This is a genomic window from Paralcaligenes ureilyticus, from assembly GCF_004346225.1.
In the GTDB taxonomy this organism is placed as follows: Bacteria; Pseudomonadota; Gammaproteobacteria; order Burkholderiales; family Burkholderiaceae_B; genus Paralcaligenes; species Paralcaligenes ureilyticus.
Window position 1 is genome coordinate 439647 of the sequence record NZ_SMAJ01000001.1, and the last position, 15115, is coordinate 454761.

At 58.9% G+C, this 15115-nt stretch carries 11 protein-coding genes; 5 read left to right on the forward strand and 6 right to left on the reverse strand.

The genetic code is table 11. From position 1 onward, the window contains the following. Positions 1 to 12 precede the first annotated feature (12 nt). Entirely contained in the window at positions 13 to 204 is a 192-nt protein-coding gene (locus EDC26_RS02045; protein WP_132579578.1) for a DUF3460 family protein, read from the reverse strand. Between the two features lie 172 nt (positions 205 to 376). Here EDC26_RS02045 and EDC26_RS02050 point away from each other — a divergent pair, with 172 nt between their 5' ends. After that, positions 377 to 1828, forward strand: coding sequence for a DHA2 family efflux MFS transporter permease subunit (locus EDC26_RS02050; RefSeq protein WP_425012169.1), 1452 nt, complete (start codon positions 377 to 379; stop codon positions 1826 to 1828). A gap of 460 nt (positions 1829 to 2288) precedes the next feature. Here the strand turns inward: EDC26_RS02050 and EDC26_RS02055 are convergent, their stop codons facing one another. Together EDC26_RS02055 and metH are read right to left on the reverse strand one after the other, a co-directional pair. Then, positions 2289 to 3116 carry a helix-turn-helix transcriptional regulator gene (locus EDC26_RS02055; protein ID WP_279432671.1) on the reverse strand — a complete coding sequence of 276 codons (828 nt, stop codon included), beginning with the start codon at positions 3114 to 3116 and terminating at the stop codon, positions 2289 to 2291. A gap of 12 nt (positions 3117 to 3128) precedes the next feature. After that, complete coding sequence (metH, locus tag EDC26_RS02060; RefSeq protein ID WP_132579579.1) at positions 3129 to 6902, reverse strand: methionine synthase; 3774 nt, start codon at positions 6900 to 6902, stop codon at positions 3129 to 3131. A 663-nt stretch (positions 6903 to 7565) separates the two neighbouring features. On the opposite strand from metH, the gene EDC26_RS02065 reads away from it, so the two are divergent. The 4 genes from EDC26_RS02065 to EDC26_RS02080 all read left to right on the forward strand — a co-directional run bounded on the left by EDC26_RS02065 (position 7566) and on the right by EDC26_RS02080 (position 12056). Beyond that, positions 7566 to 9437, forward strand: coding sequence for a TonB-dependent receptor domain-containing protein (locus tag EDC26_RS02065; RefSeq protein ID WP_132579580.1), 1872 nt, complete (start codon positions 7566 to 7568; stop codon positions 9435 to 9437). Further along, a complete protein-coding gene (locus EDC26_RS02070; RefSeq protein ID WP_132579581.1) occupies positions 9438 to 10334 on the forward strand; it encodes a cobalamin-binding protein in 897 nt (298 codons plus the stop codon). Between the two features lie 139 nt (positions 10335 to 10473). Next, a complete protein-coding gene (thiD, locus tag EDC26_RS02075; protein ID WP_132579582.1) occupies positions 10474 to 11289 on the forward strand; it encodes a bifunctional hydroxymethylpyrimidine kinase/phosphomethylpyrimidine kinase in 816 nt (271 codons plus the stop codon). Between the two features lie 86 nt (positions 11290 to 11375). Further along, entirely contained in the window at positions 11376 to 12056 is a 681-nt protein-coding gene (locus EDC26_RS02080) for a protein-L-isoaspartate O-methyltransferase family protein (protein ID WP_132579583.1), read from the forward strand. Between the two features lie 9 nt (positions 12057 to 12065). On the opposite strand, the gene EDC26_RS02085 is transcribed toward EDC26_RS02080, so the two are convergent. The 3 genes from EDC26_RS02085 to ubiB all read right to left on the reverse strand — a co-directional run bounded on the left by EDC26_RS02085 (position 12066) and on the right by ubiB (position 15115). After that, positions 12066 to 12566 carry an adenylyltransferase/cytidyltransferase family protein gene (locus EDC26_RS02085; RefSeq protein WP_132579584.1) on the reverse strand — a complete coding sequence of 167 codons (501 nt, stop codon included), beginning with the start codon at positions 12564 to 12566 and terminating at the stop codon, positions 12066 to 12068. Positions 12567 to 12602: 36 nt separating this feature from the next. Further along, entirely contained in the window at positions 12603 to 13457 is an 855-nt protein-coding gene (locus EDC26_RS02090; RefSeq protein ID WP_132579585.1) for a ferritin family protein, read from the reverse strand. A 101-nt stretch (positions 13458 to 13558) separates the two neighbouring features. Continuing rightward, positions 13559 to 15115, reverse strand: a complete 1557-nt coding sequence (gene ubiB, locus EDC26_RS02095) for a ubiquinone biosynthesis regulatory protein kinase UbiB (RefSeq protein ID WP_132579668.1) — start codon at positions 15113 to 15115, stop codon at positions 13559 to 13561.

Consider the following 15115-nt stretch of genomic DNA (forward strand, 5'->3'; position numbering starts at 1 on the left):
GCGTCCCTGCGCTTAGAAGTTTTGGTAATATACGTAAGGCTCCTGGGGCACGCGAGCCGCACGAAAGCCATCCTGGTCTTGCGCATCGATTTGCTTGTCCCACAAACGAGCCCGGCCCTCGCGCTGGCGGGCCTCTGTGCCGGGGTGCTGCGCCTTGTACTGATTTATAAACTGAGTGATTTCTGATTGATAATTCTTGGCCATGATACGTCGCGCATTTGAGTGTCAAGACCCCAGTTTACTTCAGTCAAACAAAGTTATTCCATTTCCGGATCAAACGCGCGTTTTGCCCGCTCCGCATGATCCATGCGATGGATTGCCGGCGCATTCGCGTTCATGACAAATTCAGGTTTGGAAATGGAATTAGAATGCATTAATGGACTCTAGCGCGGCCCCACATCCCCCATCCCTCCCATCGGACCGCGAACGCGCCGCCATCCGCATGATTCCCTTCATCGTGGGTTGCGCACTGTTCATGCAGATGCTCGATTCAACGGTGGTGGCCACGGCGCTGCCGGTGATGGCCAAATCGCTGCATTCCACGCCGGTGCAGATGAACATCGTCATCACCAGCTACCTGCTTGCCACGGCGGTATTCGTTCCGATCAGTGGCTGGGCAGCCGACCGGTTTGGCAGCAAACGGGTGTTTATCGCCGCCATTGCCCTGTTTTCAATCAGCTCGATCGGCTGCGCCCTGTCGCAAAACCTGATCGAACTGGTGTTTGGGCGCATCGCCCAGGGCACGGCCGGCGCCATGATGGTGCCGGTCGGACGGATCATCCTGCTGCGCAGGATCCCCAAGACCGAACTGCTCAAGGCGATGGCATTCCTGTCGCTGCCCGCACTGATAGGCCCCGTCATCGGGCCGCCTCTGGGCGGCTTTTTAGTCGATTACGCCACCTGGCACTGGATATTCCTGATCAACGTGCCCGTAGGCATTCTGGGAATTGCGCTGGTCGTGCGCTATATACAAGAAGACTATCTCACCGAACGGCCCAAGCTGGACTGGCTTGGCTTCATCCTCAGCGGAGTCAGCCTGGCCGCGCTGGTTTCCGGCTTCGAGGCCGTGGGCCACAGCTCCATGCCGGTCGACTACGTGCTGATCCTGATCGGCATCGGCCTGGCTTGCGGCCTTCTATATATTTGGCACGCCAAACACGCCGCTTACCCGATTATCGACCTGAATCTGCTGCGCACCCCCACCTTCGCCATCGCGACCCTGGGGGGCAATTTGTGCCGCTTCGCCATCGGGGCCATGCCCTTTCTGCTGGCCATCTTGCTCCAGGTAGGCTTTGGCCTCTCGGCATTTTCGGCCGGCATGATTACCTTTACCAGTGCCGCGGGCTCAATGCTCATGAAACTGGTCGCCACCCCCATTATTCAGCGCTTCGGCTTCAAACGCGTGCTGATGTTCGACGCACTGGTCGCCGGCGCATTCGTCGCCATGTGCGGCCTGTTCCGGCCCGATACGCCGGTCTGGCTGATGGTCGCCATTTTGCTGATAGGCGGATTCTTCCGTTCCCTGATGTTCACCGCCGTCAACACCCTCACCTATGCCGACATCAGCTCCGAACACATGAGCCGCGCCAGCAGCTTCGCCGCCATGGCCCAGCAATTGGGCATCAGCCTGGGCGTCAGCTGCGCGGCGGTCACCCTGAATGTCAGCATGAGCTGGCGCGGCGCCACCCACCTGGCCATGGTCGACATCATCTGGGGCTTTATGGTCGTGGGCGCGTTGGCCGCTTCGTCGATATTTTCATTCGCCCGTCTAAAATCCAACGCCGGTGACCATTTGAACCAGAACAAGAAAATCGCGAAATTGCGATGAGCGGGTTTCCGAGGTACGTTTTGTAGTGGCAGCCCTTGTGGCTGCCATCGGCGTTCTATAAATATCGCCTCGACTATCAACGGTTTTGGCAGCCACAAGGGCTGCCGCCACATCGTCGACGACCATGCCAATATTCACCGATCGAGCATCGTGGGCGGTTAAGGTGGGGCGGGCGATTCGGGCACGCCGCGCGCAGGGCCGGCTTCGGGGATTCAAGGCGTGCGCTGTTTGAGTGGGACGTTTGCGAATAGCCCGGGGGGCTATTCGCCCCACGAGTTCGCACGCCGCCCCGAAGCCGGTCCTGCGCGCGGGAAGTCATGGCGCAGCCATGACCGTGCCCGTCAGAGCCCGATCCGCCTTAACCGGCCACGATGCGGGGCTAGAAGAACGCTCTAGGCAAAATAGGGGCAATGCGAAAGGATGAATGCCACCCACAAGGGGTGGCGCTACGGGGCTGTCGCTACGAATCGGTCAACAACATCACCAGCTTGCAATCAGGGCGGGTGGCCAAGCGAAATGTAATCTGCCGGTAGCTCAGAATACCCAGATCGGGATGCTTGAACTCGCGCCGGCCACCCTCGCGCTCCACCACCGTCTGGCGTGTCCACCAACGCATGAACACCGAACTGGTTTGCACAAGCTCATCGACCAAAGCCCGGATATCCGGTTCATCCGCATGAGCCCCGGCATCGGCCCGGAACTCGGCCACCACCCGACGCGCCCGTTGCTCCCAGCCCACCACCAACTCACGCGCCGCGACATCCTGAAAAATATAGCGCAGCAAATTAGGCCGCTCGCTGCGATCCGGCCAGCCGTCGAACAAACGCAGCATGGGTTGATTGCGCGCCAGAACATTCCAGCAGCGATCCAGTATATAGGCGGGCGCCGTAATACTATGCACACAATCCGCCAGATCCAAAGGCAGTTCAGCCGCCTCCCCGCGAGCATGGTCGGGATCCGTACATTCGGCCAGCTCAAACAAATACTGGCGCTCGGCACGCACCAGCTGCAGCACATTGGCAAGCCTCGCCCACACACCCGGTGAAGCCGACACGTCGCGCCCCTGCTCGATCCACGTATACCAGGTAACACTGATGCCGCACAGCTGTGCCACCTCTTCACGCCGCAACCCCGGCGTGCGCCGCCGCGAACCCGCAGGCAGCCCGACCATCGCAGGCGCCACACGGGCACGCACGCTACGCAAAAAATCGCCCAAGGCGCGTCGCCGCGCCGAACTGACCTGAGCTTCGGCGGGCGCGGAAGAAGAAGCAGGCAGCCTGTCCGTCACCTGGCCTGGCGCCTATCGCAAGGTACTGGCCAGCGTTCGACGCACATCTTCCTCACTGCGGCCGCTGCGTTTGACATAGTCTTCCACCTGATCCGCGCCTATCGAGCCCACATTGAAATATTGCGATTTGGGATGGCTGATATAAAAGCCCGACACACTGGAGGCTGGATACATGGCGTAGCTGTCAGTCAGCTGCATGGAAATATCGTCGCACTCCAGGACTCGGAACATATCCTTCTTGACTACGTGTTCGGGGCAGGCCGGGTAGCCCGGCGCCGGCCGTATGCCCTGATATTTTTCGGCGATGACCGCCTCGTTGCTAAGGTTCTCGTCGGGGACATAACCCCACAGATCCTTGCGCACCCGCGCATGCAGACATTCGGCAAAGCCTTCGGCCAGACGATCGGCGATCGACTTGAGCATGATGCTGGAGTAGTCGTCGTTATCGGCCAGAAATGCGGCGTCGTGTTTTTCAATGCCGATGCCGCCGGTGACCGCAAACATGCCGATATAGTCCATGACGCCCGTCGATTTAGGGGCGATGTAATCGGCCAGGCATTTATTTTCAACACCTTCACGCTTGACCGTTTGCTGACGCACGCCGCGCCACGTAAACAGCACCTCGGAACGCGACTCATCGCGATACACCTCGATATCGTCGTCGTTGACCGTGTTGGCCGGATAAAACGCCACCACCCCGTTTGCCGTAAGCCAGCGGCCTTCGACCACTTTCTTCATCATGGCCTGGCCTTCGATGAAGATCTTGCGCGCCTGTTCGCCCACCACCTTATCGTCAAGAATGGCCGGGTATTGGCCAAACAGACTCCAGGTCTGGAAAAACGGCGTCCAGTCTATGTAATGCAGGACCTCGTTCAGATCATAGTGCTTGAACGCACGCCGCCCAATAAACTTGGGACGCGGCGGCGTATAGTTGCTCCAGTCGATAACAGGCTTGTCGGCGCGCGCCTCGGCCAGGCTGACCAAGGGTGTCGCCTTGCGATTGGCATGACGGGTACGCACCACTTCGTACTCGGCGGCCACCTCGGCCACATACGCGTCAGCCCGATCCGACATCAAATTGGTCGCCACGCCCACCGACCGGCTGGCGTCGGGCACATAAATAACCGGCCCCTCGTAATGCGGCGCAATCTTGACAGCGGTATGAACACGGCTGGTCGTCGCGCCGCCCACCAGCAAGGGCAGCTTGCGGCTGCGGAAATAATCGTCGCGCTGCATTTCGGAGGCCACATAGGCCATTTCCTCGAGGCTGGGCGTAATCAAACCCGACAGGCCGACCATGTCGCAATTTTCTTCCTTGGCTTTCGCCAGAATATCGGCGCAAGGCACCATCACACCCATATTGATGACTTCGAAGTTATTGCATTGCAGGACAACAGTGACGATATTCTTGCCGATATCGTGCACATCGCCCTTGACTGTGGCAATGACGATCTTGCCCTTGGCGCGCACATCGCCGCCGGAGGCCGCCACCAGGCGTTTCTCTTCTTCAATGAAGGGAATCAGATGGGCGACGGCCTGCTTCATGACCCGCGCCGACTTGACCACCTGCGGCAAAAACATTTTGCCCGCGCCGAACAAATCGCCCACCACATTCATGCCGTCCATGAGCGGGCCCTCGATCACTTCAATAGTGCGCCCACCCGCGGCATCGATCTTTTGCCGAACTTCTTCGGTGTCTTCCACAATAAAAGTGGTAATGCCATGCACCAGCGCGTGCGACAGCCGTTCTTCGACCGACTGCTCGCGCCAGGTAAGATCCTCTTCTCTTTTGGCGCCCGAGCCTTTAACGGTTTCGGCCATCTCCACCAGGCGCTCGGTCGAGGTCCGCTCATCGGCCGGATCGGTTTTACCCACCGGCTCGGCGCGATCGAGCACCACATCTTCCACATAATCGCGCAGCTTTTTGTCGATGTCCTGATACACGCCCAGTTGGCCGGCATTGACGATCCCCATCGTCATGCCTTCCTGAATAGCGTAGTACAGAAATACCGTATGGATGGCTTCGCGCATCAGTTCATTGCCGCGAAACGAGAAGCTTACGTTGGACACGCCGCCTGAAATCCGCGCATGAGGCAGATTGTGCGTAATCCAGCGCGTCGCCTCGATAAAATCGACCGCATAATGATTGTGCTCGTCGATGCCGGTAGCGATGGCAAACACATTGGGATCGAAAATAATATCTTCGGGCGGGAAACCTACTTCGTCGACCAGCAAACGATACGCAAGCTCGCAAATCGTCTTGCGCCGCTCCAGGCTATCGGCCTGCCCTTTCTCGTCAAACGCCATGACCACCACGGCGGCGCCATATTTGCGGCACAAGCGAGCCTGCTTCAGGAAGGGCTCAACCCCTTCTTTCATGGATATCGAATTGACGATCGACTTGCCTTGAACGCAACGCAAGCCTGTCTCGATAATGGACCATTTGGAGCTGTCGATCATGATCGGCACCCGGGCGATATCGGGCTCGGAGGCGATCATGTTCAGAAAACGGTGCATGCACGAAACCGAATCCAGCATGGCCTCGTCCATATTGATATCGATGATCTGCGCCCCGCTCTCCACCTGCTGACGCGCCACGGTCAGGGCTTCGTCGTATTTTTCTTCGCGGATCAGGCGCAGGAACATCTTGCTGCCCGTCACATTCGTGCGCTCACCCACGTTGATGAACAGCGTATCGCTATCGATATTGAGCGCTTCCAGGCCCGAGAGACGGGTTTTGACCGGGATTTCCGGAACCTGCCGCACCGGCAGCCCCGATACTTTCTCCGCTATCGCCTTGATATGCTCGGGCGTCGTGCCGCAACAGCCACCGGCCATATTCACCATGCCGGCCTGGGCGAACTCCTGCAACAAACCCGAAGTATCGGCCGGCGTTTCATCAAAGCCGGTATCGGCCATGGGGTTGGGCAGGCCGGCGTTGGGGTACACGCAAATATACGTGTCGCAGATTTTGGACAGTTCTGCAATATAGGGACGCATCAACGCCGCCCCCAGGGCACAGTTCAAACCAACGGTGATCGGACGCGCGTGGCGCACCGAATTCCAGAAGGCCTCAACCGTCTGACCCGACAGGATACGGCCCGAGGCATCGGTGACCGTGCCCGATATCATTACAGGCAAGCGCACGCCGCGCTCTTCAAATACGGATTCCACCGCAAAAATGGCCGCCTTGGCATTCAAGGTATCGAAAATCGTTTCGATCAGCACCAGATCGATCCCGCCATCGAGCAGGCCGTTCATCTGCTCGGTATAGGCCACACGCAACTCTTCAAAACTGACATTGCGCGCGCCGGGGTCGTTCACATCGGGCGAAATCGAGGCCGTTTTGGGCTGCGGGCCCAGGGCGCCCGCCACAAAGCGAGGTTTGTCCGGCGTACTGTACTCATCGCAGGCCGCGCGCGCCAGCTTGGCCGATTCCAGATTCAGCTCGTAGGCCAGCTCCTCCAGACCGTAATCGCCCAGCGCAACCGTGGTGGCGCCAAACGTATTGGTTTCAATGACATCGGCGCCGGCCTCAAGGTATTGCTTGTGGATCTCCGAAATGATATCGGGGCGCACCAGGGACAAGAGTTCGTTATTGCCCTTGACATCCTTGCCGTGATCCGCAAAGCGTGTGCCGCGGAATTCGATTTCGCTTAACTTGTACTGCTGAATCATGGTGCCCATGGCGCCATCGAGGATCAGTATGCGAGAGCCCAGCAAGCGCGCAAACTCGGCGCCGCGGGTATATGAGGAAATCGGATAAGGCAAAGAAGGATAGGACACGGTTTACCTGGAGCGGAAAATTTAGCGCTTGCGCGCCGGACAGCTATCGGGCCGGCACGAGGCGTGCGCGGCCGATGCGACCCTTTATTGTAACGGCTTCGCCCGGAACGCTCCGGGTGCCCGCACCGGGCCGAAATGTGAAAATGGCACCCACGAGGGGTGCCGCTACAAAAACGTACCAGCCGCTCTTGTAGCGGCAGCCCTTGTGGCTGCCATACAATCTCAATGCGCGCGCATGCTACATTTAAGCCTGAGAGAGGTGCTTTCGGAGCAGGAAATACACAAGGTTGTCCTCAAAACAACGCCACCCTGCCCTGCGAAAGTTAAATGGGAAACACCCCGCGCAAGATCGCCTACCCGGCGCATCCCGCGCGCCAACTGTGCTGCCCCCGCAACGGTAATCATGCCCCAGGCATGAAGCCCGATACCGGCCTTGATCGCAAAGGCTCATTCCTGGCTGAAATGTGGAGATGGCGCCTATTAGGGACGCCGTTGCACATGTAGCGGCACCCCTTGTGGGTGCCATCTCTACCATATGTGTAGATGGCACCCACAAGGGGTGCCGCTACAGATGCGGAGATGGTGCCCATATCGGGTGCCGTTGCCGGGAATGATTTACTCACCAATAACGTGCGGGGACGCGCGTTGTGATCAGATCGCACAATGAAAATCAAACTCTCCCGGCGCACGCTTGCCGTGCTTGCCTGTTTCGCCCCTCTGGCCGCCTCGGCTCAATCCACCCCAACCATTGCCCAGCTTGACGATATCGTCGTGACCGCCAGCCGTTCGGCGCAATTGCAAAGAAACGTGCTGGGCGACGTAACGGTTATTGACAGCCAAGAGCTGCAGCAGGCCGGCCAAAACAGCATCGCCGAAGTCCTGGCTCAACATCACGGCATCGAGTTCTACAACAGCGGCGGCCCCCAAACGGCGACCGGCGTTTATATACGCGGCGCCAATGCCGCTCAAACCCTCGTACTGCTCGACGGCGTTCCCATCAACGGCGCCACCAGCGGCCTGGGCGCCTTGAACGCGCTGCCCGCGGCAAGCATCGACCACATCGAGATACTCCGAGGCTCGGCCAGCAGCCTGTATGGCGCCAACGCCATCGGCGGCGTTATCAACATCATTACCAAAAGCGGAGCCGACCGCCCTTTTACGGCCCAAGCATCGGCCGGCGTAGGGACCTACGCCACCAGCCAGTACAAGGCCTCTATTGCAGGCAGCAAAGACGGCTGGAGCTATAGCCTGGGCAGCTCATATGAACAAAGCGGCGGATACAACGCCACGAACCAGAATGCCAAATTCATTTACAACCCCGACAAAGACAGCTACTACGCCAGAAACCTGAACGGCTCTTTGGGATATGAATGGAAAAAAGGCCAGAAGTTAACCTTCCAGGCCTACAACAGCATCATCAACGGCGGTATCGACGCCGATAGCTTCAACCTCTATAACGACCGCAGCATCCAGACCCTGGAAATGTACAGCCTGGCGAGCGAAAACCAGCTTACCGACAGTTGGAAAAGTACGCTGCGATACGCCTACACCCTGGACAAGAACCAGACGCGCCAGGCAACCAGCGACACCACGTTCAGCACCCGGCAAAACCAGTACACTTGGCAAAACGAACTGAAGTTTGGCGACCATCAAAAGCTGGTACTGGCCTACGAGCACCTGGATCAAAGAGCCTCGGGCGATATCCCGACGTTCGACCCGGTTACGTTCGCACCCGGCCCATTCATCAATTTCAACCAGACCAAACGTCATAACAATGCCTACACCGGCGTGTATACGGGCGACTTCGGCCGCCACCATCTGCAGGGCAGCCTGCGCTCGGACAACGATTCTCAATTTGGAAACGCCACCACCTGGGGGCTGAGCTACGGCTACGATTTGACGCAAACCCTGCGCGGGTACGTTGCCGCCAACACCGGTTTCAAAACGCCGACCTTCAACGACCTGTACTACCCGGGGTTTGCCAACCCCAACCTCAAGCCGGAAAGATCGCGCAACGTGGAGCTTGGCCTGAAATACACCGGCGACACCACTCGCCTGGGAGCCGTCGCCTACCAGAACAAAGTCCGCGACCTGATCGTATTCGACCCGGCCGTTTTCATGCCCAACAACCTCGATAGCGCCACTCTGCGCGGCATTACCCTTACCGCGGAACAGGACTACGGCAATACGACGGTACGGGCCAGCGCCGACTTCCAGGATCCCCGCAACGATGCCAGCGGCAACCAGCTTAATCGCCGCGCACGGCAGATCTATAAACTAAGCGCCTCGCACCGCATCAAGTCCTGGACACTGGGCGGCGAATACGCCTTTGTGGGCCGGCGCTACGACGACGTGAGCAATACAGTGAGCCTGGGCGGATACGGCCTGCTGGCCCTGACAGCAAGCTACGATCTGACCAAAAGTCTCGCCGTTCAGGTCCGCTGGAACAATGTGTTGAACAAGGACTATACCAATGCCTATGGCTACAACATGCCGGGTTCCAATGTGTTTGTGAACCTGTCCTGGCGCATGTAAATGCGGACGGCGCTCCTGGGCCGCATTGCCCTGACGCTGCTGGCGCTTTGCGGGGCGGCTTGCACCGTGCAAGCCGCCGGCAGCACGATTGCGTCGCAGCGCGCGGGCCCAATCGCCCACAAGCCCGCCACCCGGGTCATCACCCTTGCCCCGCATCTGACCGAGCTGGTATTTGCCGCCGGTGCCGGCGATAAAATTGTCGCCACCGTAATCAGCAGCAACTACCCGGCCGCCGCCGAACACATACCCAGAGTCGGCAACGGACTGAACATCAGCGTTGAGCAAGTCATCGCCTTAAAGCCCGATCTGGTGCTGGCGTGGCAACCTTCAGGCGCGGCACAAACGCTCGCCCCGACGCTTGCCGCCCTGCACATCCCTCTGGTTTACATCGCGCCCAAACAGCTGGCCGATATACCCAAGGCCGTGCTGGAACTGGGGAAGCTTCTGGGCACCGGGCCGCTGGCCCAACCCGAAGCCGGCCGCTTGCAGCAGCGAATCGCGGCGCTGACCAAACGGTATGCGGCGCTGCGCCCTGTTTCTGTGTTTATCGAGGTGGGCACGGCGCCGATCTATACGATAGGACGCGATCCCCTCATCAATGACGCCTTGCGCATATGCGCGGGGAAGAATGTTTATGCACGCGCCGTTTTGGCCGCGCCGCAAGTCAGCGCAGAAAACGTGCTCGCAGCCGGGCCGGATGTGGTCATTACGTCTGCCACGCAGGCCGGCGGCCTGGAGGGGCGCCAGGCTTATTGGTCCAGGTTGCGGTTGCCTGCAGCATTGCGCCATCACATTTATGCCATCAACCCCGACGAGCTGTTCCGGCCCGGGCCGAGGTTGGTTGATGCAAGCGAAAAATTGTGTCGTGATCTGGATCGGGCGCGTTTGACGCCTTGATGGCAGCCACAAGGGCTGCCGCCACATTAGCCGCGACCGCGTTTTTGCAGACAAAACGTATTCGTTGCAAAATCGTTTATCCTTGCAAACACGGACACATCTCAATCATCTACATAAACACATCCACACCACGCAAGGCATGATTCCCAATACCCTTACCATCGCCGGCATCGACCCCTCGGGGGGAGCCGGCATACTGGCCGACATCAAGACCATGAGCGCGCTGGGCGCCTACGGCACCGCGGTCGTCGCCGCCTTGACCGCCCAAAACACCCAGACCGTCGCGGGCATTTCGCCCGTTCCCGCCGCGTTTGTCGCCCTGCAAATCAATACTCTCTTTATCGATGTGCGCATCGATGCGGTCAAGATCGGCATGCTGGGCCAGCAAGCCGTCACGCGAACCGTGGCTGAACGCATGGCGCACTGGCAGCCCAAACACCTGGTCATCGACCCGGTCATGGTGGCCAAAAGCGGCGACCACCTGCTCGAACGCAGCGCCATAGCCGAACTGCGTGAAAGCCTGCTGCCGCTTGCGACCGTGATCACTCCCAACCTGCCCGAAGCAGGCGTACTGCTTGGTTCCAGCCCAGTTGAAAACCTCAAGGAAATGCGCCGCGTCGCCGAAAGACTGCGCCGGCTGATGGGCGACAACGGCGAGCGCTGGGTGTATCTGAAGGGCGGCCACTTGCCGGGAAACGACACCGTCGACGTACTGCATAACGGCGACCGGCTGATTGAACTGCCGGGCCAGCGCATCGACACCCCGAATACGCACGGCACGGGCTGCACCCTATCGGCCGCGCTGGCCGCCCTGCTGCCCCAGACAGCCGACCTGCCCGAAGCCGCGCGACGCGCCAAAGCCTACCTGGTAGCAGCCATCGCCCACTCGGGAACCCTGGCGGTCGGACACGGACACGGCCCCGTTCACCATTTTCATGAGTGGTGGCAGCCGTAAATTCCACCTGCGGCAAACATTTCGGCACCGCCGGCAACGAATTAGTACAATACCCTACCTCTTTTCAGCCTTCCTGCGCCCAAGCCATGAACGTTATTGCTACACCCGAAATCGAACACGCTCGTTTCAATATGATCGAGCAACAAATCCGGCCATGGGAAGTGCTCGACCCGCGCGTGCTGGAGGCGCTGTTCGCCATGCGCCGTGAACGCTTTGTACCGCCGGCCATGCAGGCCCTCGCATTTTCAGACGTTGAACTGCCGCTCGAAGTCAACGCGGTCAACACACGCGAAACCATGCTTTGCCCGAAAGTCGAAGCACGTCTGGCTCAAGAGCTGCAACTTAAACCCACCGATTGCGTACTCGAGATCGGAGCGGGTTCGGGCTACCAGGCCGCGTTGCTGGCGCATTTGGCCCAGCAAGTCACCAGTATCGAAATCAATAGCCGCCTGGCTGCGTTTGCCCAACAAAACCTGCAGCGCAACCGCGTAGGCAACGTCAAAGTGGAAACGGGCGATGGGCATTCCGGATGGGGAACCACCGAATACGATGCCATCCTGCTCTCCGGCTCAGTGCCCACGGTGCCCGACGCGCTCAAGTATCAATTGCGTATCGGCGGTCGCATGGTAGTGGTGGTGGGCCAATTGCCTATCATGACCGCCCGGCGCATTACACGCACCAGTGCGGCCAGCTTCGAGTCGATCAGCCTTTTCGATACGGTCATCAAACCGTTGCGCGGCGTGGCGGTATCGCAGTTCAAGTTTTAAGAAGCCCGGCTACCGCGGCGGCCGATCCAGCCCGCGAATTCGACAAAGAAGCGCGGTTGTAGAGCGCTCGAATTCGAAGGGTATGGCCACCGCCTTGCCGCCCCAGCTCCGGACGCGGGCGGTTTCGGGCAACACATTCATATCGTAATCCCCGCCTTTGACGATGATATCGGGCCGCAACTGCTCGATAAGCTCCAGCGGCGTATCTTCATCGAAATCGGTCACTATCGATACGCAGGAAAGCGCCGCCAGCAAGGCGGCCCGGTCTTCCAGACAATTGAGCGGGCGGTCTGCACCCTTGCCCAGGCGCCGCACCGATGCATCGGTATTGACGGCAACGACCAGGGTCGCCCCCAACTGAGCAGCGGCATCCAGATAAGCCGCGTGGCCGCGATGCATAATATCGAAAACACCGTTGGTAAACACCAGGGGCCGCGGCAGCCGGCCAGCCACCGCCGCGGCCACGCAGGCCTGGCGGTCAAGTACTTTCGAATCGAAACGCGCCATCATGAACAAGCCGGCAAGTTGAGCTCCGTCGGGCTGGAATCAGGCACCGGCCGGCATTTCGCGCAACAGCCCCTTGCGATAGCGGTTCAGGTCCTGCACGGTATTGAAGGTGCTATCCATCAACAACGACATATTGTGCAAAATACGCGAGCTGACTTTGATTTCCCATTCGTGATCGAAGCAAATCTGATTATCCAGCCAGTTTTCCAGCCAACCCGGAGTAGGCAACTTGGACTGCACGGTATCTTCGGGATACATGGCTTTATTGACGTGCAGATTGGTGGGATGCAACGCCTGAGGAGTGCGGTGCGCCGAGGCCATCAGTACGCCGATTTTTGCAAACGCAATGCGCGCCTGGTGACCCAGCTCTTTACCGTGGTGGATGAGAGCGCGCTTCATGTAGCGTAAATAAGCCCCCGCGTGGCGCGCTTCATCCTGGGAGATAATCCGGTAAATCGCCTTGATGACCGGCTCTGAATGCCATTCCGCGGCGCGGCGGTACCAGTGATTAAGACGCACTTCACCGCAAAAATGCAGCATCAGGGTCTCGAGCGCCGGGGCCGGATCGAATTCAAACCGCACCCGCTCGAGCTCTTCCTCGGTGGGCACGAGTTCGGGGCGGAATCGCCGCAAATACTCGATGAGCGCCAGCGAATGCTTTTGCTCTTCGAAAAACCAGATCGACATAAAAGCGCAAAAATCGCTGTCATCACGATTGTCGCGCAGGAACATTTCGGTCGCAGGCAAGGCCGCCCATTCGGTGATGGCGTTCATCTTGATGGTGTAGGCCTGCTCGTCTGACAGCTTGCTGGAGTCGAAATCCCCCCAGGGGATGTCAGTGGCCATATTCCACCTCACCGCTTCCATGGATTTGAACAATTCTGGATAAAGCATAGAGATCTCTCTTAAATTTGACCCATTTATACTTATTAATAGTAGAACGGCTATGTATCAATGATATGTCAGCAACTGTGCCGAAGACGGCATGCCCCTTTTTAGGGACGGGTCAAGGCCCAGATTGCGACCCCCACGGCTACGGCCAGTACCGCCGCACAGGTTGCCAGCAGGCGATTCGTCTGTTCCTGGGCGCGGCGCATCTGTTCAATTTCGGCGTGCAAAGCTGGCGCCATGTCGGGACGCACCAGATTTGCGTGAATCAGGCGCGGGATTTGCGGCAACAACTGCGTCCACTGTACGGCTTCTTTTTCCAACCGCTGGCGCAAGCCGGCCAGACCCACCCGCTCACGCATCCATTTTTCAAGATAGGGCTTGGCGGTTTTCCATAAATCAAGCCCCGGATCAAGCTCGCGCCCCATGCCCTCGACATTCAGCAAGGTTTTCTGCAAAAGCACCAGTTGCGGCTGAATTTCGACATTGAAACGGCGCGATGTCTGAAACAAACGTAATAATACCTGCCCGAGCGAGATTTCGGCTAGCGGCCGGTCGAAATAGGGTTCACATACCGCGCGCACGGCGCCCTCGAGCTCTTCTTCACGGGTGTGCGGGGGCACCCAGCCAGACTCGATGTGCAATTGAGCAACGCGGCGATAATCACGCTGGAAAAACGCCAGAAAATTCTGGGCGAGATAATTTTTGTCGAATTCGGACAAAGATCCCACAATACCGAAGTCCAGCGCGATATAACGCCCCAACGTAGCCGGCGCATCCGAGACGTAGATATTCCCAGGATGCATATCGGCGTGGAAAAAGCCGTCCGTGAATACCTGCATGAAAAAAATCTCAACCCCAAGACGCGCCAACTGCGTGATATCGATGCCTGCGGCGCGCAGCCTGTCGATCTGACTGACCGGTATCCCGTACATGCGCTCCATGGTAAACACAGACGTGGTGGTGTATTCCCATACCACCTCGGGCACCATCAGCAGGTTTTCGCGGCCGGTGCCGGGGGCGAAATTCCGACGCAACTGACTGCAGTTGGACGCCTCGCGGACCAAATCCAGCTCATCGTGCAGGTACTTATCGAACTCGGCCACCACTTCGCGCGGTTTAAGCCGCCGCCCATCGGGAGCCAGGCGCTCGACCACGCCGGCCAAGACGCGCATCAGCGTCAGATCTTTCTCGATAACGTTGAGCATGCCGGGCCGCAATATCTTGACGGCCACTTCACGGCCATCGTGCAGCACGGCCAGGTGCACCTGAGCGATAGAGGCTGACGCGACCGGATCGATATCGAACTGCTTGAATAATTTGTGCGGCGATGCCCCCAGGGCGGTCTCCACGCAAGCGGCGGCCTGATCGGAAGGAAACGGCGGCACGTTGTCTTGTAGATGCGCCAACTCAATGGCGACATCCAGCGGAATCAAATCGCGGCGTGTGGACAATACCTGGCCGAACTTGACGAAAATGGGCCCCAGAGACTCGAGAGCCAGGCGCAAACGCACGCCACGAGGCATTTTGGGAGCGCGGCCAAAACGTACAATGCGCAACAAGCCATAGGCAACAGGATGCTTGATCCCGGACAGCACCAACTCATCGAGCCGGTAACGCAAGGCGACAAAGACGATCCGGATCAGGCGCAGCAAAGTCAACAT